Origin of the sequence: Pseudomonas fluorescens (genome assembly GCF_902497625.1) — a bacterium.
GTDB lineage: Bacteria > Pseudomonadota > Gammaproteobacteria > Pseudomonadales > Pseudomonadaceae > Aquipseudomonas > Aquipseudomonas fluorescens_BQ.
Genome location: NZ_CABVGX010000006.1, coordinates 1 through 23,387, shown reverse-complemented (window position 1 = coordinate 23,387; position 23,387 = coordinate 1). Strand labels below are relative to the sequence as shown.

The 23,387-nt window shown below is 54.1% G+C and carries 20 protein-coding genes; 5 read left to right on the top strand and 15 right to left on the bottom strand.

Annotated elements, in window-relative coordinates:
* Positions 1–171 precede the first annotated feature (171 nt).
* The 5 genes from F8N12_RS05390 to F8N12_RS05370 form a co-directional block, all read right to left on the bottom strand.
* Positions 172–3,957, bottom strand: coding sequence for a hypothetical protein (locus F8N12_RS05390; protein ID WP_224787667.1), 3,786 nt, complete (start codon positions 3,955–3,957; stop codon positions 172–174).
* A gap of 662 nt (positions 3,958–4,619) precedes the next feature.
* Positions 4,620–4,832: a KTSC domain-containing protein gene (locus F8N12_RS05385; protein WP_120731278.1), complete on the bottom strand. Its 213-nt coding sequence runs from the start codon at positions 4,830–4,832 to the stop codon at positions 4,620–4,622.
* 15 nt (positions 4,833–4,847) lie between these two features.
* Entirely contained in the window at positions 4,848–6,608 is a 1,761-nt protein-coding gene (locus F8N12_RS05380) for an ATP-binding protein (RefSeq protein ID WP_120731275.1), read from the bottom strand.
* Complete coding sequence (locus tag F8N12_RS05375; protein ID WP_150579523.1) at positions 6,598–7,791, bottom strand: SIR2 family protein; 1,194 nt, start codon at positions 7,789–7,791, stop codon at positions 6,598–6,600. Before F8N12_RS05375 ends, F8N12_RS05380 begins: the two co-directional genes overlap by 11 nt.
* Positions 7,792–8,171: 380 nt before the next feature.
* On the bottom strand, positions 8,172–8,567 hold the full coding sequence (locus F8N12_RS05370) for a winged helix-turn-helix transcriptional regulator (protein ID WP_150579522.1): 396 nt from the start codon (positions 8,565–8,567) through the stop codon (positions 8,172–8,174).
* 98 nt (positions 8,568–8,665) lie between these two features.
* Here F8N12_RS05370 and F8N12_RS05365 point away from each other — a divergent pair, with 98 nt between their 5' ends.
* A complete protein-coding gene (locus tag F8N12_RS05365; protein WP_150579521.1) occupies positions 8,666–9,571 on the top strand; it encodes an aromatic alcohol reductase in 906 nt (301 codons plus the stop codon).
* An 80-nt stretch (positions 9,572–9,651) separates the two neighbouring features.
* On the opposite strand, the gene F8N12_RS05360 is transcribed toward F8N12_RS05365, so the two are convergent.
* The 5 genes from F8N12_RS05360 to F8N12_RS05340 form a co-directional block, all read right to left on the bottom strand.
* Complete coding sequence (locus tag F8N12_RS05360) at positions 9,652–10,362, bottom strand: SDR family NAD(P)-dependent oxidoreductase (protein WP_150579520.1); 711 nt, start codon at positions 10,360–10,362, stop codon at positions 9,652–9,654.
* Between the two features lie 43 nt (positions 10,363–10,405).
* Positions 10,406–11,062, bottom strand: a complete 657-nt coding sequence (locus tag F8N12_RS05355; RefSeq protein ID WP_150579519.1) for a DsbA family oxidoreductase — start codon at positions 11,060–11,062, stop codon at positions 10,406–10,408.
* The gene (locus F8N12_RS05350; RefSeq protein WP_150579518.1) at positions 11,059–11,280 is read right to left on the bottom strand and encodes a tautomerase family protein; all 222 of its coding nucleotides are present in this window, start codon (positions 11,278–11,280) and stop codon (positions 11,059–11,061) included. The genes F8N12_RS05355 and F8N12_RS05350 overlap by 4 nt, the downstream gene beginning before the upstream one ends.
* Before the next feature lie 206 nt (positions 11,281–11,486).
* The gene (locus F8N12_RS05345) at positions 11,487–11,771 is read right to left on the bottom strand and encodes a helix-turn-helix domain-containing protein (protein ID WP_191623115.1); all 285 of its coding nucleotides are present in this window, start codon (positions 11,769–11,771) and stop codon (positions 11,487–11,489) included.
* Positions 11,761–12,078: a transcriptional regulator gene (locus tag F8N12_RS05340; protein ID WP_150579635.1), complete on the bottom strand. Its 318-nt coding sequence runs from the start codon at positions 12,076–12,078 to the stop codon at positions 11,761–11,763. The genes F8N12_RS05345 and F8N12_RS05340 overlap by 11 nt, the downstream gene beginning before the upstream one ends.
* Before the next feature lie 584 nt (positions 12,079–12,662).
* Between F8N12_RS05340 and F8N12_RS05335 the strand changes: the two genes are divergently transcribed.
* Positions 12,663–12,944: a DUF3077 domain-containing protein gene (locus tag F8N12_RS05335; RefSeq protein WP_150579517.1), complete on the top strand. Its 282-nt coding sequence runs from the start codon at positions 12,663–12,665 to the stop codon at positions 12,942–12,944.
* 87 nt (positions 12,945–13,031) lie between these two features.
* Here F8N12_RS05335 and F8N12_RS05330 read toward each other — a convergent pair whose 3' ends face one another.
* From F8N12_RS05330 to F8N12_RS05310, 5 genes are all read right to left on the bottom strand, one after another.
* Positions 13,032–14,318, bottom strand: a complete 1,287-nt coding sequence (locus F8N12_RS05330) for an OprD family porin (RefSeq protein ID WP_150579516.1) — start codon at positions 14,316–14,318, stop codon at positions 13,032–13,034.
* Positions 14,319–14,655: 337 nt separating this feature from the next.
* Positions 14,656–14,868 (bottom strand): hypothetical protein, encoded by a 213-nt coding sequence (locus tag F8N12_RS05325; RefSeq protein ID WP_150579515.1) that lies wholly within the window; start codon positions 14,866–14,868, stop codon positions 14,656–14,658.
* A gap of 243 nt (positions 14,869–15,111) precedes the next feature.
* Positions 15,112–16,218: an agmatine deiminase gene (gene aguA / locus F8N12_RS05320; RefSeq protein ID WP_150579514.1), complete on the bottom strand. Its 1,107-nt coding sequence runs from the start codon at positions 16,216–16,218 to the stop codon at positions 15,112–15,114.
* A 4-nt stretch (positions 16,219–16,222) separates the two neighbouring features.
* Positions 16,223–17,101, bottom strand: coding sequence for an N-carbamoylputrescine amidase (gene aguB, locus F8N12_RS05315; protein ID WP_150579513.1), 879 nt, complete (start codon positions 17,099–17,101; stop codon positions 16,223–16,225).
* 195 nt (positions 17,102–17,296) lie between these two features.
* Entirely contained in the window at positions 17,297–20,209 is a 2,913-nt protein-coding gene (locus tag F8N12_RS05310; protein ID WP_150579512.1) for an aminotransferase, read from the bottom strand.
* A gap of 280 nt (positions 20,210–20,489) precedes the next feature.
* Between F8N12_RS05310 and rfbC the strand changes: the two genes are divergently transcribed.
* The 3 genes from rfbC to F8N12_RS05295 all read left to right on the top strand — a co-directional run.
* Positions 20,490–21,035: a dTDP-4-dehydrorhamnose 3,5-epimerase gene (gene rfbC / locus F8N12_RS05305; RefSeq protein WP_150579511.1), complete on the top strand. Its 546-nt coding sequence runs from the start codon at positions 20,490–20,492 to the stop codon at positions 21,033–21,035.
* A 105-nt stretch (positions 21,036–21,140) separates the two neighbouring features.
* Positions 21,141–22,949, top strand: coding sequence for a sensor histidine kinase (locus F8N12_RS05300; protein WP_150579510.1), 1,809 nt, complete (start codon positions 21,141–21,143; stop codon positions 22,947–22,949).
* The coding region (locus F8N12_RS05295; RefSeq protein WP_150579509.1) for a sigma-54-dependent Fis family transcriptional regulator at positions 22,946–23,387 on the top strand (442 nt) is incomplete at its 3' end. The genes F8N12_RS05300 and F8N12_RS05295, both read left to right, overlap by 4 nt.

The following is a 23,387-nucleotide window of genomic DNA, read 5'->3' as shown; positions in this document are numbered from 1 at the left end:
CCACCGCCTGATGACCACCTAACTTGCGCAACATCCTGAATCCAAGAAACACACTTTGGCCCAACAGGGACCAAGCGCCCCTAAAAAACAAAGCGCCACCGCCTGAACATCACCCAATAAACAGAGTGACTATCTGTATTTACTCTCGCTCTTCCACCTGATCAATCTGCATCAATGAACCTCCAACAATGCTTCGACGCTCCCGACAAAAGTGTGTGTCAATGCATCGATTCTGGCGTACTGCATAGGAACGATGCCGCTGACCACGAGGCACGATACTAACCTCGGAGACGGCAGGTTGGTGAAACGTCGCACCGACTCCAGGTTAGCCTCCAAAAATTCGAAGCGGTCTAGATGGCGGCGCAACTTGTCAGGAATCCCATCGACGACACTTCCCTGGTATTCCGACAGAAGAGCGGCAACTTCCGAGTAATTGCGGGCGAATGACAGGTCCTTACATTCAATAACAAGCACGACACCATCATTGGGCCGCCAGGCGAGGACATCGATGTCACCAAAATCGCGCTCTAGCTTGCGTTGCAGAAGCTCAGGCAGCACTACACCCTCTCGAGCCACCCAGCCGGCCTCGATGAGGGTTTGTGTGACTTTTCGATTAAACGTGTGCCCCTCACTAGCCTTGCCCCACCAGATGTTCCTCATCTCATTGCTCTGGAAAAATGACTGGTCAAGCTCACCACGAAAGGCACCATCAACGACGTAAGCGAAGCCCCTCCTGAGCAGGTCGGGAGCAATTAGCAAAAGTGGATCGTCGCTAGTATCCACTTGAAGAATCGGACGTGAGACCAGAGATAGGCGCCGTCCGAAGCGCCATGGATAGATGTCCTTACCAGCAAATTTTTTGGGCGGCTTGTCCCAACGAGGCCGGGACACCAGACTGAACTGCTCTAGAAACCTACGTACCTGTCCCTCGCCAACATGCTCCTCGGCGAGGGCGTAATATGCACTTCGACGGATTTTCAGGACCGGGACATTTTCCCGTATTGCCATATCTTCAAGTGCGCCGATGATAGTACGCGCCTCATCGCAGTCGAAGCCCATCTCCACTGTCCATGAGCTCCAGAACTCCTCACTTAATCGCCCACGAGTAGACTGGATAATCTCCGGTGGCAAGTAATGCTTACGCTGTTGAGGAGCACTTTCGACATAGTTGTCCCCGATCGCTTGGGCAAGCATCGGCTCGACAACATTGTTGCCAAAATCATCCTTGAATAAGATGTCGCCAAGCGGCGAGATCACCAACTGTGGCGTCAGCGCGTTGTAGTGGATTGCATCCGACAACCCCCCTAACCGCATCAACAATGATACGCGAGCCAATAAGGTACTCAGCTCCAGATCAGCCGGTAGGATGCCACCTTCGAGTGGGCAGGCGCACAACGCAATTTCTGCAAGAACACGACTTGAGATATTCGTTCCGGCGAATCTAGACATCTCTCTTACAACAGTCTGGATCGCATCAGGAGCCGTACCGTGCAGTCCTATTACCGCCGCCGACGTACGCTTCCAATGACGCTCCTTTGATCCTGCTTTCTCGCAGTTGAGCAGGAGCCTATGAAGAGTCTCGCCTCGATTAAAGCGGCCTAGGCCTGCCACGATGTCGCCAACGAGCACCATAACAAGTCCATTGAGGTAGGCGTTGCAAGCGTGCTTACCCTTAATGGTATCTGAGTCATCATTTCGTTCGACCCGCCAGCCTAGGCCTAGCCGCACTGTTGCGATGTCGAGGTCGTCGATTTCGATCAACTCCTCAGGTAGCTGATCCTGAACGTAGTCCAAAAATCTATGCGCATGGTGCACATGAAAACTCCGGGCCTCATCGTTTTCAACAATGGCGGACTCTAGCTCACGAGCGACGGAGTCGGCCTGCGGCTCACCTACTAACTCCAAATAGGCCCGCGTCAACGTACGCACAACCGCTCGTTCGGCGACGTTGGTGGGAATCCTGAATCCACTCATGAACCCTTTAGCGAACACCACCATGCGCGCCTGCGGCTCTTCGGTCGACCTTGTAGAACACAGTGTCAGAAGGTCATCTACAACCTGTGTTTCCAAAGATGTTTGATCATCTTCAAAGACAACTTTGACTTTTAATACTTGCGCTAATTGTTCTGACAACCGCACATCGAGTGCGGCCCCGATACGGGGCAGCCAGGCGCATACCATATCCCACAGCCGATACGGAATATCCCGAACTCCCATTTCGGGCGTATCTAACTCTACCCACAAATGCAGGCGGCCTTCATAGAGCGCGATCAGTAGGCCTTTCCCCGCGCAGTCCAAGCAGCTGTAAAGTCGCCGCTCGGCCGTACTCTGAAATAGCGGGTTTGGATTGATATGGCACACGTCGTGCCACGTTCCGAGGGTATCACGCACACTATGATGGTCGTAGGCGAGGTCCGCCTCTGCTCGGACATCGCGCAAGAGGTTTAGTGGTGGGTTGAGGAGCACCGGACGCTCGGGGGAAATGCGGCCTGGCGGAAGCTCATCGTGCGGCACCAAATGACCGTGGTTCCGCCGCATCCATCCAAGAAGGTTGAGTACACCATTGAGATTAACCAATTCGACGCCTGCACGCTTGATGGCGCTGAGCCCCTCCTCTAAGCGCCAGAAATGAGCCGGTGTCATATCGCTCATGGCGCTCAAGCGCACCAAGTCAGCCGCGGATATAGATTCAAAGGCCCACTTCCCATTTTCCGGTGGAACAATAGCCGCCGAGTAGCCTTTGCCCCAGCCGCATCCAACGACCACGTGCAGACCTCTGCGGAAGTTTTCCTTGGCTCCGAAATGCTGTTCGGCGCCTCGCATCGATTGATGTAGGACCTCAACGAGTTCCACATCCAGTGCACCATCGTGCTTTAAGCCACCTGCGTCATGCCCTCGTACAGAAGGAAAGAACAGATGGAACGCCAGGATGTGTCCGAGATCAACTTCGTGAACGAACGTTGCCCATCGATGGGTACCTATGGAACGCCATGAGACCGGTGCGCGTAAGGGGCCACCAAACAACGGTGTGTTGCCTAACAGCAACGCGAACTCATCGGCAATTACTTTATCGAAGACATCGACATGTCCAGAATCTTGGAGGAATTCGATCACAAAACTGCGTAGTGCGGTCGATAGTGCCGTAGGTAGAGCGACAACCAACATGTCGCGTTGAACTAGCAACGGCATTCGATCGAGTACACTTAACCCCACTTCTTGCGACAGCAAACTGGAACGCATCTTCGGTGACAGAAAAAATGGCTCAAGGTCATCAAGTGCTACGCCATGCTCCGTCAGTTGAGTAAACGGAATCGTGACCCGCGACATCAAGGAGGTACGTGACCCAATACCCTTGGGCGATAGAGACGCGTGCCGAACGTCCGATCCCAACTGGTAGCGACTCAGTCTGCCTGCTGAGCATACGAGATCAGATATGACCAGAAGCGATCGCACTGCCCGCTTCAACCGACTGAAAGATCCCCGATCTGGCATCGTGGCCACCACGTTGATCACGCGTTGCGTATAGAATCCGGCCGACTCCCATACACCCTCCAGCAGCCGGTAATCGCCGAGATCTGTCTGCACCAGAGAGACAAATACGTCTTCCGCAGGGTCTTCACCCAAGACACAGCGCGTTTTCCCCAACTCGGCAAACCATCGCTGCAAATCGGTAATGCTCGGTGTCTTGCGTCCATTGCAATGAATCAGCGCCAAAGCAACCAAAAGCTCAAGGCGGATGCAGTTGGATTGGTATTCCGGGATAGTCAACAACCCCGATATCATCGGCACAGCAGACGCGGGGTCGAACCGAGCCAGATCGCGGCAAAGCACCGCAGCTTCCTTGGAAGCTTCTTGAAGGTTTATACGCAGCTGGGCCCAGCGTTGTTGCTCTCCCATAAGCGCATGAAACACCTGGAAATCAAACGCATCATTCATTTCCGAATCAATGCGATCCAAAGCACGCACCTCCCGGCTGGGTGAATGATGTCAGCGACAAGTCGCGTGCTCCAAAGGCATCGTTTTTCATACAAGTCCCTTTGTGATTAGTGATGTACTGACGTCGAATGTACACCGGCGCGACATCGATCAGCCATCATTTGAATTCCACTGGGAGCCGAGAAGCCAGAAAGGTCTGAGGTGCTTTTACTGACCAATGCTTACGGTCTCAAAAAGGACTTTGAATCTTGACGTAGGACCAGCTAATGAGCGTCCCTGTTATCCAATAGATCACCTCTTTTTATCGATTCTCGATAATTTTTAAGGGGGGTGTTGAGTGGCATTCCCATGTTTGTAGTTGTAGATTTCAATTTTCATTAGAGAAACAGGTGTGCTTATGAGGAAGTTTTTTGGTTTGCCATTACTGCTGATGGCAGCAAAAGCACCTCGTCTGGTTTTTCAAACAACATGTGAACCGACACGCTGCGTCAATGCGTTATTACTAACTATTAACTGTACGTTTGCTCGCTTTTCGAATAGACAAACCCTGGCAGTCCAGCGTGAACTTAGCATCTATAACTAATCGTGATGAGATGTCCGTAAATAACAGCGAAAAGCTGCCAATTACAGCTGGCAGCTCTCGGTAAAATTTATGCCTAGCAGATGTTTATAGAAATGCCAAATCATCCAACTTGAGCTTCTCGATAATGGCCTTTTATAGAGCTGTGAAAAAATTTTCCATGTGACTCTGCTGCATCAAACTCGTACCAACTTGAAAGCGGAAAGTCATAATAGTTCCAAATCACACCGCTATTGAATTCAATCTCTAAAGTAGAGATCGAATCCTCGTAGCCAATACTTCTAATCATGCTGGATGATACGCTTCTACGTTCCATGTGAATCTCCATTGTTTAAAGTTTTTGCTCACGTATTTTTGTCACTACCGCCTTGTAGTTTTCTCCATCAGGAGGAAATTCTTGAGTCCAGCATTCAATCAGTTTTGGGTCTTCACTAGTCGGACGCGGGTAATTTAGTTTTAGTCGAACTCTGGATGGGATTTTTATAGCTTCTCCAGATATCACAGCCTCGCCAACGCGCAATGATGCCAGGAGATCCATTAAACTATTAAGATTATCAGGGGCCGCCGATTTCACTATGGACTGATCACTTGAGTTGGTGAGCCTAAGAGCTATCAAAGTTCCGATCTGAGAAAGAATTGTTTCAGATAACTCAGATGGCCGCTGTGAAATCACAAGTGCCCCTACACCAAACTTCCTCCCTTCTTTGAAAACTTTTTCAACGGCCGCTTTCGAATAACTACTTTTGTCATTTTTTCCTAAATACGTATGGGCCTCTTCAAACGCTAATAGAAGGGGTCTTTGCTTACCCGTATATGGCTCTCGACGCCCCCAAAACATGCTGTCGTAAACAAATCTTGTGATCAACCCAATCGTTATATCTAAAACTTCAAACGGTACACCGCTGAGATCCAAAATTGTTAAGCGCTGCGGGCAGCCTATCCAATCTGCTAGTAAGTCATGCAAGTCTTTCGGTGAGTCAGCAGTCTTATAATCCCCGGGATCAAACAAAAAATCGTATCGGGAGTCTTTCAGGCGAGAAAGTAGTTTCTTCTCATATGAATAGTACTCCATATGTTTCGACTTATAAGGCGCCGCATTATTCATTGCATACGCTTCGAATGATGCCGGAATCAATTGTTCCGCATCACCAGGTGCAAGTTGTTGAGCAGTATTTTTCAACTGTTCATCTTTTACACTCGTCGAAAAAGAAGCATTTATACTCCAATTCATTTCGTACCATAGACGTCGGGCACTGAAGGGAATGGGGGAGTCCGCAGTTATAAGATCACGATTGACTACACCTGCTTTTAAATTAACATTCTCCCGTTTTAACTCAGTTACGAGATCGCGAAGCAAACGATATTCAATTTTTTGCTCATCACGATAATCCGCCCCCACCAAAAAATAAGCGAGCTCTTCAAATGTCATGAGCCAAAACGGGATAACCAATGGCTCAACGACTTCATTAATTCTAAGTACTTTGGAGTTAGGAAAAGCTGAAGCGTACTCTCCATGCGGATCTACCAACATGACCCTTGAGCCAACATAGCCATCCAAAATAGATTTTAGAATACTTACAGTTGCGTTTGATTTCCCGCTTCCTGTGGACCCCAAAATGCCGCAATGCCGTAGAACCAAATTATGCGCATCTACGTAGACACCTAAGTTGTCGGACGAGGAGTGTTTTCCTATTTCAATGGAGCCAGCATCTTTTTCTCCGTAAATCTCAAACAAATCTTGCTCAATCACTAGGTGTACTTCATCCCCTATTGTCGGGTAGGTACCAACCCCTTTCTCAAATTCTCCGTCGCCAATTTTTTCGCCGATAAGTTGAACAGAAAGAAATTTCGAGCTATTACGATTTTCGCCGTCACCATCGTCTGCAAATGGTCTATCACTTACTGCTGCAACGATAGCGTAAATAGTGATATTCCCCATCGGCATTTTTATGAACGTACCAATCTGCCCGATTTTATACAAACGTCCGTTTATTATTGGAGCAGCCGAGGGAATTTCGGATGACACCTCTACTTCTACAGTGCTTGAGTCAACACGAATGACCTTACCCAAAAATGTCGAATCAGTTTTCATCTATAGACACCTCAATTTCGCTACGGCGTCCTGAGTTGCCTACCAGAAACTCCACCAAGTGATTGAAATCACCTAGCAATAACTTCTTATTACCTTCGTGCCAAAAACTATCGCTACTCTCTTTGTTTTTGAGCTCTGCCTTATCGAAATGCCATACCCCTAACGTTCCATTAATGATTGCGGTGGTCGGACCAAACACCGATAGATTTAAATACCCCGCTGAAAGAGCGTGTAGCTTTTCAACTTCGCTATCAGCATAAAAAAACACCACCACACTGAGCCGATTATTTTGGCGCAAACAATTGAAAATAATCTCATTAATATGCTGATCTAAAAATGAGTACCCGCTAAAAACAAAAAGAAGCTCACCACTCAACAGATAATTTTTAAGCCGATCAAAATAAACCAGAAAGGGCTGTCTACGAGATGAATCATATTTTTCTTTTGAAGGATAAATAACTATCTCATTTTTTTCTTCTTCTATTTTTTCAACTTTTCCGAGACGCACAATTTTGTGTGACTTCAGATTTGCAGTTTTTTTCCAAAACCAACTAAGAGAACCATGAATTTTCCATAGACGGATCCAATTTTGAGTTAGATCGCTTCTTCGAACGAGTTTTTCAACACTTTCCTGCCAAAAAAATGGCTCATAAGAACCAACAAAACCATCGAAATATGGTGCTCTAATAGCTTCAAGCGATTTCTCTATAACCAAGTCGTAATTTGTAGTAAAAACCTCTTTTGAAAAGTCTCGACTTTGCATGTTCATCCATGCAAAAAATTTCTTTGTAATTGTGAGGTCCGCGCCCACCTCTTTTTCTGTAATTAGATTATAAATGCTCTTACATATTTCCACGTCTAAATCGCGAGCATTTACGCCTGTAACTCCAAGAAAATCTCTATCGGCTCGCTCTTCAGTAATTTCACGTATACGTCTTATTTGATTAAGAATATCTTCAATAATGATTGTCTCCGCAGGTTTAGACAAATCAGCTTTTATAATATTAAAAAACTCTAACAGTTCGACGTTTAAAGATTTTTCGACCTGAACAGTTAATTGCGAGATATTTGGCAGTCCTAATGCACAGGAAGTACCTGCCCCCATAAAAAATCCGAGGTTTTTAGCGTATGACAGCTGGCTTTTAAGCTCGCGAATTTCTTTCAGTACATTTATTTCTTCCATTTCCCACTTCCTATGGTGATACCTCGACGCATCGCTATCCGGCAGTGCAGCTGTACTAGTGGCTTTATAGCACCATTTCTTATCGAACGAGGCTCATCTAGCGGAGAATGCCGAAACTCTGTTAGCGAAAAGTCGGAATAAAAGCGTGACAACCAGGCCAAAACCGTCAGCTTCGGGAGTATCTGAGGATACAAATGGAGGTAGAGATAGTTTCTTAACTAAAAATTTACCTTTAATTTCAATAACAAATGTTCTGATTCGACTCCTGGTGCCGCACCATATAGATCAACAACTTAGGCTCACCGAAAGGTGGGCCTTTTTTGTTTCTGGGGTTTGAGGCCGATTTGCTTAAGATCCACGTCTGGCTAATGACCATCCACTCAGACTTCATCAAATTTAGCGCGAGCTGCGCGAAAATCTTTGGCGTGTTCCAACAACCAGGTCCATAGCGGCACCATGTGCGCCAGAAAACTCCGACCTAAAGGTGTCAGCTCGTAATCCACGCGCGGTGGCACCTCGCCGTGATCGCAACGTGCGATCAACCCGTCCCTTTCAAGCTGTCGCAAGCTCCGGGTGAGCATTCGCTGGGTAATACCCTGCAGTCGACGACCGATTTCAGCGTGCCTCAGGTTCCCCTCCACCCCCAGTGTGTGAACCACTCCCAGAGACCAGCGATTGCCCGCATGAGTCAGGACTTCACGCTTGAGGCCGTCGTCCTCTTCACTGAGTGCATCGCAGGTGGCTTGTGAGAAGCGGATCACCTCTTCTTCAGTCATTGTGTGCATGCGGTATCACTCGTGTGCCTTCTTCTGAATGTTCGTTAAGGGTGTCAGGATAAAACCTGATCATCATTAACACTCATTGGGAGAAACTGATGCAGCCAATCGACAACGTTCTCGTTCTGGGCGCTGGCGAACTCGGCATGGCCGTGCTCCGCGAACTGGCAGCCCGGCCGACAGTCCGCGTAACCGTAATGATACGGCCCTTACCTGTCCACGCCGCGTCTGAAAGCAAACGCCTGATGCTCGACGAACTGGGCAGCCTGGACGTTGAAGTGGTCTTCGCCGATGCTGCGAACGACTCCGAAGAAAAGCTCGCCGCCTTGTTCAGCCGTTACGACACGCTGGTCAGTTGCCTTGGATTCGCCGCGGGGGCTGGAATACAACTTAAGCTGGCCCGTGCGGCACTGCGGTCGGATGTGAAGCGATTTGTGCCATGGCAGTTTGGCGTGGACTATGACGTGATTGGCCGCGGCAGCCCGCAAAACCTGTTTGATGAACAGCTGGATGTGCGTCAAGCACTGCGCGCTCAGTCACGGGTGCAATGGCTGATCATCTCCACTGGCATGTTCACCAGCTTCCTGTTTGAACCGGCGTTCGGCGTTGTGGACCTAAGCGATAATATCGTACGCGCGCTGGGTAGCTGGGACACTGCGGTAACCGTAACCACGCCGGAAGATATTGGCCGCCTGACGGCTTCTATCTTGTGCGAACCCGACCTGAAAGACCAAGTCGTCTTCATTGCGGGCGACACCCTTACTTACCGACAACTGGCTGACACGGTCGAGCGGGTGCTCAAGCGCAAGGTTGAACGCATGGAATGGACCGTGCCGGCGCTAATGGCAGATCTGGCAGCAGCCCCCGATGACTCGATGCGCAAGTACCGCGCAGTGTTCGCCGAAGGCAAAGGCGTCGCTTGGGTGAAAGCCGATACTTACTACGCAAAAAGGAAGATCGAAACCATCAACGTCGCGCAATGGATCGAACACAATTTGCTTTGAAGAGCATTAAGGTATCGGGTTGATCTAAACAAAGCCCTCATACGAGGGCTTTGTTATTTCTGGCGTTTGGAAAAACGTTTTTAGTGCCCCGCGCTCTGCCCCCCATCCACGTGCAGAATCTCACCAGTTACAAAGTTCGCGCTGTCCAGATACACAACAGCCTGCGAAATATCACTGATCTCACCCATATGCCCGACCGGGTGCAAGCTGCCCAGCGCTGCGTGCGTTTCCTCGCCGTGCATCGGCGTTTTGATGATGCCAGGGGACACCGCGTTCACCCGAATTCCGCGCTTGGCGTATTCGATGGCCAGTGACTTAGTTGCGGAATTCAGGCCACCTTTAGTCAGCGAAGCCAGTACCGAAGGCACTCCGTCGATGGCGTGGTCGACCAGACTGGTGGTGATGCTCACAACATGGCCGCTGCCCTGTTTTTCCATCTCGGTGATCGCAAGTTGCGTGATGTAGAAGAACCCGTTCAGGTTCACCGACAGCACGGCGGCGTAATCTTCCGGGGTGTAATCGGTGAATGGCTTGGCGAGGAAGATCCCGGCGTTGTTGACCAAAGTGTCGATGCGACCAAAACGTTCGACGGCTTCATGAATCACACGCTGTGCGACTGCAGGGTCACCGATGTCGCCGGCTAAGGTGTGAATGTCCGGATCGGTGGACGGTTTGATCGAGCGCGAAGTGGCGACCACTTTGTAGTCCAGATCGCGGAATGCTTTGACCATACCTGCGCCGAGCCCTTGGGAAGCGCCAGTGATAACGATGACTTTTTTCGAATTGCTCATGATGAACCTCTACTCATTAATGATGATTTAAAAAGATAAGTAATCAGGCGTCGGCGGAGGCCGTGGCCATTTGTCTCAACATTTGTTCGTAGTACTCGATCGACTGCGAGCCGGACACCAGGTGACGACCGTTTAACACCAGGGCCGGGACCGAATTGATGCCGCGCTGCCGATAAAACGTTTCAAGTTCACGGACTTCTTCGGCGAATGCTCCTGAGGCCAATACTTCTTGCGCAGCCTCTGCATTCAATCCCGCTTCGGCAGCCAGTCGAACCAGCGTCTTGCGATCACTCGGGTTCTGACCTTCGGCGAAGTAAGCGCGCAGCAGGATCTTTTTCAGTGCTACTTGCCGTCCTTCCTGCAACGCCCATAACAGCAACCGGTGCGCGTCAAAGGTGTTGTAAAAGTGGCTGCGCTTTTCCAGGTCGAACTTGAAACCGATGGCTTCGCCTCGAGCGATCTGCATGGCTTTGCCGGCGGCTACGTCTTCAGCGGTGCGTCCATACTTGCGCATCAAATGCTCGACTGCTTTCTCACCTTCCGCCGGCATGTCCGGGTTCAACTCGAAAGGCTTGTAAGTCAGCTCGACCGAAATGTCCCCGGCCACGTTCTCGATCGCTTGCTCCAGCGCCGTCGCGCCCAGCGCACACCACGGGCACACCACGTCGGAGATGAAATCGATGGAGATCGAAGTCGTCACGACTTGTCCCCCTCTTCAGCGAGCTGCTGTCGGTACTGCGTGGTGGAGATGCCGGCGTAGCCCCAGTTATCGGTGTCGACTTCTTCGATCACGATGTGGGTCAGGTGCGGATCCTTTTTGAGCACCCGTTGCAGGGTTTCAGTGATTTCAGCGATCACCTGAGCTTTCTGCTCACGGGTAACGCCATCGCGGGTAATGCGTACGCTTACGAAAGGCATGAGGAAGATCTCCAGTGACCTGCTCATCGAGATGATGGGTAGGCGTTGGAGCTCAATGTAGGAGTTTGGAGGGACGGGAAAAAGATGGGGGCGGGAACATCATTAGTTACGCCGTGTAATGGGTCAGGGGGTGAGCCAAACGCCGCCAAGCCACGATCCAAGTTCCATATTGAGAAAAGCTCCGACCGGTCGGAGCTTCAGTTGCGTTACGCGATGTGCAGATCTCGCAAAGCTTCAGGGTGTTGACTCGCAACTCGCAGCAATGTTTGCGCTGCACCCGTTGGCTGTCGGCGCCCTTGCTCCCAATCCTGCAACGTTCGCAAACTGACACCAATCAGCTTGGCAAACGCACTTTGAGATACGCCCACTTTGGCTCGCGCTTCGGCAGCCGCAGACAGCGGCACGTCAGTAACGCGAGCGGCTTTCCGGGCTTTCATTTGCCGCACAGAGTCCAGCAAGTCCTGCTGGAATTGCTCCAGTTCATTGACCATTGCTGATTTCCTCCTTCAGTTGCTTGAGGAAGGCTGCGGGTAAATTGTCGAATTTCGCCTTGGTGTAGGCGATCAACAACCAAATAGAGCCTTCTGAAAGCGTGTTGTAGTAAATGATACGTGTACCACCTCGTTTGCCCATTCCGCTCCGGGACCAACGAACCTTGCGCAGACCGCCGCTACCAGGAACTACATCGCCGCCCAGCGGGTTAGCTGCCAGCCAAGTAATGAATTCATGACGTTCGCCATCGTCCCAGATGGATTCAGCATAACGCTTGAAAATTTCGGTTTCGATAATCGTAAACATGGCCATGACTATACGGCTTTGCCGTACAGGTGGACAACGTTCGTTTGTCTGATCGTACCCGACGCTCGTTGCTGCGCGAAACCGCTCCATCATCGAGCGACGTTCAATTCAGCTGCGGCGCAGGGTTCGGAGCCTCGGCATGGATTGTCAGATTTATGCTGGGCAACAATTATTGCCCAGGCATGAAAATCACTAAAACTTTCAGCCACCGCCACCACCTAGCCACGATTGCGCATTAGCTACCCTCAAGATACCTTCGAACCGTCGCTGTCAATTCAGCGACTGGGCCTGAGAACCCGAGTACTATGCGCGCGCACTAGCGCCCTATATCACGATTGCCGGCGTTTTTTTATGCCTGCATTTTCGTGCAATGGCGGCTGTGCGTGGGAGACCTCCGGGTCTGCCGGGTCGTGCATACCGGTTTCTCAGCCTGCGCACAGCTGCCACCCATTCGCCTGAGAACGAACGCGGCAGCTCTACTTTGATTTTGGAGTATTGCAAATGCACGCTATTGATCCGTTCACAACTTCTGTATCTGCTCCACTGGTCACCACCCACCCCCGCCCAAGAACCGGAGGTGCCCAATGACCAACCCCCAAGACCTGAAAACCATTGGCCTTACCCCTTTCTCCTACCACGCCAACCAGCCGCTCTTTCGCATCAACGCTGGCGTCCCGGTCATCGCAGCCCTCTCTCACGCATCCGACTTGCTCCACCTCGCCAAACTCCTCGCATCAGATGCAGCCTTAGTCCGCGACACCGACCGGCACGCCTGGGCATCGCATTATTTGCAGGATATGTGTAAGGCGATCATTGATGATGTGGTGAAAGTACTGGACGCGCCGATGAATAATCTCAATCAGTAACGCTGTCACGTACATCAAAAAACCGCACGCATGAAAAAACCCCGAACCAGTCGGGGTTTTTATCGAGTTTACAAACTCACCCCTTCATCAAAAAACGTTGATCGGGTAATCCACAAACACGCGCACTTCGTTACCGCTGACGTTGTACTCACTCGATTTCTGCGACACGCGCAGGACCGAGCTGCGCAGGCGGACACTGAGGTCTTTGGCCGGGCCGTTTTGTACGACGTATTTGAACTGGTTGAAGATTTCGCGCTCGGTGCCGCCTTCGCTGGTGGACGTGGTGATGTTGTCGCCACGCACGTAAGCGAAGTTGTAGGTCAGGCCTGGCACACCGAAGTTGGTGAAGTCGAGGCCGTAGCCCAACTGCCAGCTGCGTTCGTCTTCGGCGTTGAAGTCGGACCAGTAGGAGTTTGCCAGGTAGATGGTGTTGCCGCCGTCGCCCACGCGGCCCTGATCCCGCTGATAACCGCCGTAGGCATAACCGAGGTTGCTGTCGCCGGTGCTGCGCTGGTGCGCCAGCGTGAACGAGTGCGGACCGGTGGCGAAGACGGCGGCCAGGCTCCAGATCTTGTTGTCGTCGCCGGTGGCGCCGCTTTCCCGAACGTAGGAATTGTCCAGCTTGGTGCGGTAGCCGTTGAAGTCCAGGGTCAGCGACTGATCCTTGTCGATCGGGAAGATGTAGTTGGCGTTTACGTATTGCTTCTTCAACACGTCTTCAACATCGGAGGCGTAAACGGCTGCCTTGAACTGATCGGTGAACTGGTAGCTGCCGCCCAACACGTTGATCGACTTCAAGCCACCGCTGTCACGGCCTTCGGCGCTTTTACGCGACTCGGCAGTAAAACGACCAGCGTTCAGTTCCAGGCCTTTGATCTCTTTGGAGGTGATCAAAGTACCGGTGTAGCTTTCCGGCAGCAGGCGCACGTTGTCGTAGCTCAGCACTGGCAGCGCCGGCATCTGGTCGCCGTAAGTCAGCGTCGTGCTGGAAAAACGGAACTTGACCGCCGCGCCTGCCTTGGACAGATCGTCGGCCGCGTTGCCGCTTTCACCCTTCTTGAAAAAGTCGATGCCCTGAGCGCCGGTGCGACCTTTGCCGCCGTCCAGACGCAGTGCGTAAAGACCAAAAGCGTCGACGCCAACACCAATGGTGCCCTGGGTGAACCCGGACGAGAACGTACCAATAGCCGCTTGGCCCCACTCGGCTTTGTCTTCGCGCGTGTCTTTATAGTCACGATTCATGTATGCATTGCGCAGCAGCACTTTCAGACTGCTGTCTTCTTTGAATCCCTTGGATTCGGCCTGGTCGTTTGCCATGACCTGTGTAGCGCTCAACATCCCCAGAGCGATCAAGCTGATCCGCTTAGTCAACATTTATTCTTTTCCTTATTACGGGTTGATACGCGCTGCGGTGAACGGCTGAAACGGCGCTATCGCACTCTTTTTTCATTCAGAAATAATAAAGGCCCGCGCACGAGCAATCGTGGCGGGCCTTTTTATTATTTTTTGAGACATGGCGGTTCGCCACAGGCGTTGGGGCGAATCGTAGCTGTGGCTTTTGCTCTATGTCAATTTCATGAATCGTCTGAGAATAGGTCGAAATCGTCTAAGAAATGCTGCTGCCGGTTCGCCTGAATGTTGCGTGCATATCCACTTCGCAAAAAAAAACGCCGCCATCCAGGCAGCGCTTTTATCAATCCGTTGGTGGTTCTTATCCTTCCATCACATCCCGCAACGCATCCAGTTCAGCTTCGCTGAATAAACCAGCGGGATAGCGCTCGATGATCATCCGGCGCGGATCAGGTTTCCTGATCTGTCGCGTTCCATTGGACTTCAACCAGTGCGCCAGTACCTGGAGCGATTCGTTGTTCACTGCCAGGGGATGCAACGCCCGCTCGCCCATCACATTTACTTCGGCGTTCATTTCGCGCTCTCCTGGGTTGTGAGCGGCTAACTTATCCAAGGTTTATGACAGTACAACGTAGTTCTCTGCCTTACCTGTTTCACGGTATGACCGATACAAGAGCTGTGCCAAAGCAGCGCCAGCGACAGCTGGCGAGTACAAAAAAACCCGCAGTCCTGACGGGCTGCGGGTTTCATTCATCTTTCGTAGGAAACCTGCTGCATCGCGAATTTTCTTAATCCGCTCAAGCTGTTACGACGGCACTCATTCCTTGTGCGGAGCAGGTTGTTGTTGGGTAAGACAGTGAATATTGCCGCCGCCCAGTAACAGCTCACGCCCTGGCACCATTACTACTTCATGCTGTGGAAACAGGTTCTGCAGGATTTCCTTGGCCGAGGCGTCTAATGGATCGTTGAAACTCGGCGCGATGACTCCGCCGTTGACGATCAGGAAGTTCACGTATGACCCGGCCAGACGCACACTTGGATTGCGCTCTTGCGTGCCGTCTACCGGATCGACACCGGCGCACTCCTCTTCGGTCGCGTAGAGCGGCCCCGGAATCGGCATCTTGTGCACTATGAATGGGCGACCCTTGGCGTCAGTGCTGCCTTCCAGCACTTTCATTGCCGCCTGGCAACGCGGGTAGTTGGGATCTTGCGGATCATCGGTCCAGGCCAGCAACACTTCGCCCGGACGCACGTAGCAGCAGAAGTTATCCACATGACCATCAGTTTCGTCGTTGAACAGACCGTCCGGCAGCCAGATGATTTTATCCACAGCCAGATTCGCGCTGAGCACTGCTTCGATTTCCGCGCGGTTCATGTGCGGATTACGATTGCGATTAAGCAGGCATTCCTCGGTGGTAATCAGCGTTCCTTCGCCATCGACGTGAATCGATCCGCCTTCGAGCACGAAGCCCTCGGTGCGATAGCGCTGGCTGCGTTCGATCTCGAGGATCTTGCCGCCGACTTGCGAATCTCGATTCCAGGGCGAATACAGGCCGCCGTCAAAACCACCCCACGAGTTGAAATCCCAGTTCACGCCGCGGACTTCGCCATTGTGGTTGATCACAAACGTCGGCCCCGTGTCGCGGACCCAGGCGTCGTCGCTGGACATTTCGACCACCCGGATATTCGGCACGTCGAGACGAGCGCGGGCGTTTTCGTACTGGCTGGCGGACACCGCCACGGTCACAGGTTCGAAACGCGCGATGGCTTTTGCCACCGCAACATGTGCGGCTTGCGCCGGTTTGCCGCCCAGGCGCCAGTTGTCCGGGCGCTCCGGCCAGATCATCCAGGTCTGGGTTTGCGGCGCCCACTCGGCCGGCATGTAAAAGCCATCAGCGCGAGGGGTGCTGTTCAAAGTGGTCATGCGATCAGGACTCCAGGGAACCGTCGAGGGTCTTCAGTGTGCCATACAGGTTGGGGCGACGGTCACGGAACGAGCCCCATGCACTGCGGATGTGCTCCAATTCATCAAGATCAAAACGGTGAATCAATACGCCTTCTTCGGTCTCATTCAACTCTTGAACCTTCTCGCCGAACTGATTGGCGATGAACGAGGAGCCATAAAACGTGATGTCGTAGCCGTCCTGCTCTTCGTTACCGATGCGATTGCTGGCGATCAATGGCATCAGGTTGGCACCGGCATGGCCCTGTTGCACACGTTGCCAATGGTCACGGGAAGAAATGGTCTTGTCGTGGGGCTCGCTGCCGATGGCGGTCGGGTACAACAGAATCTCCGCGCCCAGTAACGCCATGCTCCGCGCGCACTCCGGAAACCACTGATCCCAGCAGATGCCCACGCCGATTTTTGCATAACGGGTGTTCCACACTTTGAAGCCGGTATCCCCTGGATTGAAGTAGTACTTCTCGTGATAGCCAGGACCGTCCGGAATGTGGCTTTTACGATAAATCCCGAGGTTGGAACCGTCGGCATCAATGATCGCGATGCTGTTGAAACGTGCGCGGCCCGCCAGCTCGTAAAAGCTGATCGGCAGAACCACTTGCAGTTCCTTCGCGACCTTCTGGAAATGCTTGATGGCGACGTTGTCGTCCACTGTCGTCGCCAGCTGCAAGTAGTCCGGATTGGGCTTCTGGCAGAAATAGGGCGCCTCGAACAGCTCCTGAATCAGGATGATCTGCGCGCCTTTGGATGCGGCTTCGCGAACCAGCCTCTCGGCAGTTTCAATATTCGCTTCGAGGTCCCAGGAACAGGCCATCTGGGTGGCGGCGACGGTTACGATACGGCTCATGAATCATCTCCGGGCAGTGCTGATGGGTCGATAGTCGTCGACCGGTGAAGGGCGCACCAGCAGTCAATCGCCAGTGAGCAATGGCGACTTTATAACCGATAAAAATCGGCTTTAAAAGAGATTACTCCACTTTAAGACCAAATCAGCGGCAATATTTGCCGATATAAATCTGCGAATATTGCCCTTTGACTGGTGCTACAGACCTTCGGCCAACACTTTCGCCAACATATCGACAAAGAAATCCACACTTCTACGCGAGGTCACCATCGGTGGCTTGATCTTCAGGACGTTCAGGTAATCCCCCGTCGGCTGCATGAAAATCCCCAGATCCCGAAGCCGGTCACACAACGCCGTGGTCTCTTCTGTCGCCGGCTCCAGCGTCTCGCGGTTGCGGATCAACTCGACGCCCAGATAGAAACCGGAGCCGTGCACTGCGCCCACCAGCGGATGAATATCGATCAGCGCTTCAAGACGCTCTTTGAAATAACCGCCGACCACTTGGGCGTTTTCCCAAAGTTTTTCCTCCTCCATTACATCGAGCACCGCCATGCCGATCTGGCAACTGACCGGGCTACCCCCTGCCGAAGAGAAAAAGTAACCCTCGGCCTCCAGCGCTTCGGCGATTTCCCGGCGAGTGATCACCGCGCCCAAGGGCTGGCCATTGCCCATGCCCTTGGCCATCGTGATGATGTCAGGCACTACCCCCTGCTCTTCAAATCCCCAGAAGAAATTGCCCATGCGGCCATAGCCGACCTGGACTTCGTCGGCAATGCACACGCCACCGTGTGCGCGAACCAGCGCATAAGCCTGCTTCAGATAGCCCGGCGGCAGCGAGATACCGCCAGCATTGCCGTACACCGGCTCGCAGATGAACCCCGCGAGCCGCCGCCCTTGCGATGTGATTTTTTCCAGGTTGTGTTCGACACTTCGCACGTAGTCCGCAGCGCAGTCGGCGCCTCGAAACTCACCGCGATAGGTATTCGGCGCGGGCACCGGATGCACCCAGTCGGGGCGGCTGCTCAAGGCCTTGGGATTGTCGGCAATCGAAGTCGAAACAGCATCCGCACCCACGGTCCAGCCGTGATAGGCCTCCAGCACACTGACCACGTCGCGTCCGCCGCTGTAAGCCCAGGCCAGGCGGATCGCCAGGTCATTGGCTTCGCTGCCGCTGTTGACCAGAAACACCCGGTCCATGGAGTCCGGCGACAACTTCAACAAGCGCTCGGAAAATTCGGCGACGGCTGCATAGTTGAACCGCGAATTTGTGTTGAGTAGCGACCACTGCCGGCTGGCCACGGCGGCCATGCGCGGATGGCCATGACCGAGCACCGCGACATTGTTGAGCATGTCGAGGTAAGAACGGCCGTGCATGTCGATCAGGTGATTGCGCCAGCCGCGTTCGATGCGCGGCGGGTCGACGTAATAATGCTTCTGGGTACGCGCAAAACTGGCGTCGCGACGCGCCAGCAATGTCTGTGAATCGAGCTCCGGCTCGGCATCGCAGGCCAGCCCAAGCAACATCGCGGGCGATGGACACAACACTTGCCACGCCGCCGCGCGCGATGGCGTGCAGAACAACGGCGAATCCAGCACCTGGCTGCGGCACAGCTGCACTGTCAAAGGTCCGCTGACGGTCCCCAATACCTGGCCGGCAGCCAATGTTGCGTTCACATGCAGCGACGGCGTCACGCCCGACATCCGCACACTCAGTTGAGGGCCATCCAGTTGCAGCACACCTGGCGCCGGTTGATGAAGCTCGCCGGCGAACGGCGAGGCTACTTCGGTGCCAAGGGGCACCCGCAACTCGACATGCAATGCAAAGGTGTCCGGCTCCCCGGCACTGTCCGGGCGAGTGCGCGACAACCGGTATTGACCGTAACGACTCGCTGCCAAGCCATGAGCTGCCGCCGCCTCGCTCAGCAGACGCTGATCGATCCCCGGCTCCTCCCAATTACCTGCCTCAAAATGCGCGCTGAGGACACCAAGATCGATCAGGGCAAATTCGCGCCCCACCAGGCTTGGCAGCATCGGCGCGAAACCGTCTAGATCAATGCTCGACCGGCTCTGGCCAACCGAGCTGAGAATAGCCGCCTGCATCAGCTCCAGCGGCACCGAAGTGGCAACGCGGAAGATTTCCAACTCGTGAATCAGATTGTCGCGGCTGTAGTCATTGCCCGGATCAATACTGACCTGCTGTTCGCCACTGAGTACCAGCACCGCCGCCCGCGCAATAATCAACGGCCACAATGCGAGCAACTCTTCACGTTGCAAAGGATTGACCGAGTGATACGCCCGAACAGCCGGCAGGATATAAAAAGGATCCCCCGCCGCGTGATGCAGCAATGCCGCGCAGGTCACCGACAAATCGGTAATACGCCAGGTGCGGATCAGATCGCCAAAATCGATGACACCTTGCAGTTGCCAATGGCGCTGCGCATCTCGCTGCCAAACCACGTTGTCATCAGTGATGTCCATGTGAATGGCCTGCACCGGTAACTTGTCGATCAACGGTTGCAGGTGTCGCTTGGTCTCATCCGCCACGTTGGCGATCTTTGCGCGCTGCTCGTCATCAGCAATCACCGGCAACAGGTGAGCGATCAACGCATTGGCATGACGAGCATCCCACTGAAGAGTGCGTTCGAGTCCGGCGTGATCGAAATCGGCCAGCGCCAGATCCATCTCGCCGCAGAGCCGTCCAAAACCGGACACCACCGACGCGGGTAGATGATCAAGATGCGTCAGTGACTGTCCCTCGATGTATTCGAGCAGGCGCACATGCAGGGCCTGGCCTGCGACCACCAGCGTCAGTAAATCCTCACCGGTTTTGCTGGGGATTACCTTGGGCACCGGCACACCGGAGTGCTCCGCCAGATGCTTGAGCCCGGCATGCTGGGCCTGCAGCTCCAGTGCCGAATAATCACCGCGGCAAATTTTCAGGACGAACCGGCCTTGCTCACTGTCGACCCGGAAGTTGAGGTCCTGCTGACTGCCAAGCGCCTGCAACCCTGCGCGCAACCCGTAATGCTCGACAAGCAGCGCAGAAGCCTGATCCTCCGAGACTTGAGGGGCGGGCAAACTGGCGCGATGAATCAACGTGGCAAGCGGCATACAACGACCCCTGAATTTTGTTAGGCGCCTATATCGCCACTGCTATGGACGATGCGCAAGTACCTTATACCGTTTGCGGACAAGCCCAGGAGTATTGCGTGCGGTCAACTGCGCACCGTCCGAACTTTCCTACATGAATCTCGGATTGCCTTCCTCAAACGAACTGGCGATTTTCAGGCGCGAGTCACGCCAGCCAGCTTCGCCTTGAACATCGGTACTCGCTTCGGCCGCCGCCTTGCGCAAGAATGTCGCCCATTGACGTCTATTGCTGGAGAACCAAATGAATGTTGTCCCGACCGACCTGCCCGGCGTTCTGATCATTGAACCCAAGGTATTTGGCGACGAGCGCGGCTTCTTTTATGAAAGCTTCAATGCCCGGTCTTTCAAAGAGGCGACAGGACTGGACGTGCAGTTTGTTCAGGACAACCATTCCCGCTCGCAGAAAGGCGTGCTGCGCGGCCTGCATTACCAATTGGAAAACACCCAAGGCAAGCTGGTGCGAGTGACGGCTGGCGAAGTACTTGATGTGGCGGTGGATATTCGCCGCAGCTCGCCGCATTTCGGCCAGTGGGTCGCGGTGCGGTTGTCCGCCGAGAACCATCGGCAGATGTGGGTACCGGAAGGTTTCGCCCATGGGTTTGTGGTGCTGAGCGATTTCGCCGAGTTTCTCTACAAGACCACCGATTACTACACGCCTTCCGCCGAGCGAAGCATTCGCTGGGACGATCCCGATCTGGCGATCGATTGGCAACTGGATGCAGCGCCGCAACTCTCGGGCAAGGATCAAGTGGCTACGCTCTTCAAGGACGCAGACGTCTTTTCCTGAACCGTTGTGCGAATGTTCACCTCGACCCATGCCTGGGCCACGATGCGCAGACTGCGCTCGCAAGCCTAGGCATAATGCGCCTGTACCCAAAGGCGCTCGATGCTCATGACTCCAACCCTTCCCCGCAGACCCCGTTGGCGCAGCCTGGCCCTGCTCGCGCTGTGTCTGGCGCCTTTGCTGTGGCCTCTGGAGCATTTGGCCGAGCGTTATTATCGCAGCGAACTGGCCGGGCAAAATCGCCAGACGCTCGACTTGTACGTGGCCAACCTGTTGGGCACCCTGCACCGTTATGAAGTATTGCCGCAGATCGTTGGCGATCTGCCCGCCCTGCGCGCTGCACTGGCCGCGCCGGACGACGGCGTGACACAAGGCAACGCCAACCGTTTCCTGAAGAACATCAGTACGCAGACCGGCGCCGAAGTCATGTACCTGATGGACACCACGGGCAAGACGCTGGCCGCTTCCAACTGGGACAAACATGACAGTTTTGTCGGGCGCAACTTTGCTTTCCGCCCGTATTTCAGTGAAGCGATGGCCGGGCGCCTGGGGCGCTTCTTCGGCTTGGGAACGACCTCCGCCAAACGCGGCTACTTCTTTGCCGCGGCAGTACGTGACCGCGAAAAAATTGTCGGCGTGCTGGTGGTCAAGGTTGACCTCGACCACACCGAAAGCCTCTGGGGCAAAACCCCGGAACAATTACTGGTGACCGACCACAACGGCGTGGTGATCCTCACTTCCCGGCCGGAATGGCGATTCCGGGCAACCCGTCTGCTGAGCGATGCAGAGCGCAAAGCGATCATTGCCATCCAGCCTTATCCGACCCGCGACCCGAAACCGTTGGATCTCAACTCAAACGCCTGGCTGACCCAGACCCAGCAGATTGACGAAACAGGCTGGAGCGTCAGCATCCTTGCGCCCCGCACCTTGATCGACCGGCCGGTACGTACGGTCGTGGCAATCGGCGGAGCGACTTTGCTGGTGCTGATGCTTTTGCTCGGCCTGATGATGCAGCGGCGCCGGCATTACCTCGAACGTATCGCCTTCGAAGCCAAGGCCCGACGTGAACTGGAAGGCAGGGTCGCCGAGCGGACCAGCGACCTGGAAGGCCTCAACCGTCGCCTCAAGGAAGAAGTGCTTGAGCGCGAACAGGCCCAGCAGGAACTCGTCCGAGCTCAGGATGACCTGGTTCAGGCGGGCAAGTTGTCGGCGCTGGGCACGATGTCGGCGAGCATCAGCCACGAACTCAATCAGCCGCTGGCAGCGATTCGCAGTTATGCGGAAAATGCCGAGGTGCTGCTTGATCACCAGCGCACGGACGATGCACGGGGCAACCTCAAACTTATCAGCGAGCTGACCGGTCGCATGGCATCGATCATTGCGCACCTGCGGGCCTTCGCCCGACGCGATCGTCACGCTCCGGAAAGCGTCGCCCTGCAACCGGCGCTCGACGACGCCCTGGCGTTGCTGGCCAAACGCCGACGGAGCATGGAAGTCGAGCTGATCCGCGACCTGCCGGCCGCAGCGTTGTGGGTCGAAGCGGGAGAGACCCGTTTGCGGCAGGTGCTTGGCAATTTGCTTGCGAACGCGCTGGACGCCCTGACGGAAAAAGGCCCGCCCCGCAAACTCTGGCTAAGCGCGCAGTCCACTGTTGACGGCGTGACGCTGTACATTCGCGACAATGGCCCGGGCTTTTGCATGGAGGCGTTGGGGCGTGCCAGCGAGCCGTTTTACACCACTAAAACCCGCACGCAAGGCCTGGGCCTGGGGTTGGCAATCTGCGAAACCCTGATGCGCGCGTTCGGCGGGGAACTGTCGTTCGCCAATCATAAAGACGGCGGCGCCCTGATCACTCTGAAATTGCGCGCAGGCGCGCCGGGCGTCAGCCTGCAACCGTCCGAGGACCGAAGTGCATGACCATCGATAACCGCATTCAGGTCGTTTTGATCGACGATGATCCGCATCTGCGCCAGGCGTTGAGCCAGACGCTGGATCTGGCCGGGTTGAAGATCCTGCCGCTCGCCGAGGCCAAGGGCCTGGCGGCGCAGCTCGAGCGCGACTGGCCCGGGGTGGTGGTTAGCGATATCCGCATGCCGGGCATGGATGGCCTTGAGCTGCTGAGCGAACTGCATGCGCAAGACCCGGAACTGCCGGTGCTGTTGATTACCGGTCATGGCGATGTGCCGCTGGCCGTCCAGGCGATGCGCGCAGGGGCGTATGACTTTCTGGAAAAACCCTTTGCCAGCGACTCATTGCTAGACAGCGTCCGCCGCGCGCTGGCCCTGCGCCGTCTGGTGCTGGATAACCGCAGCTTGCGGCTGGCCCTGAGCGATCGCACTGAACTGAGCACTCGGC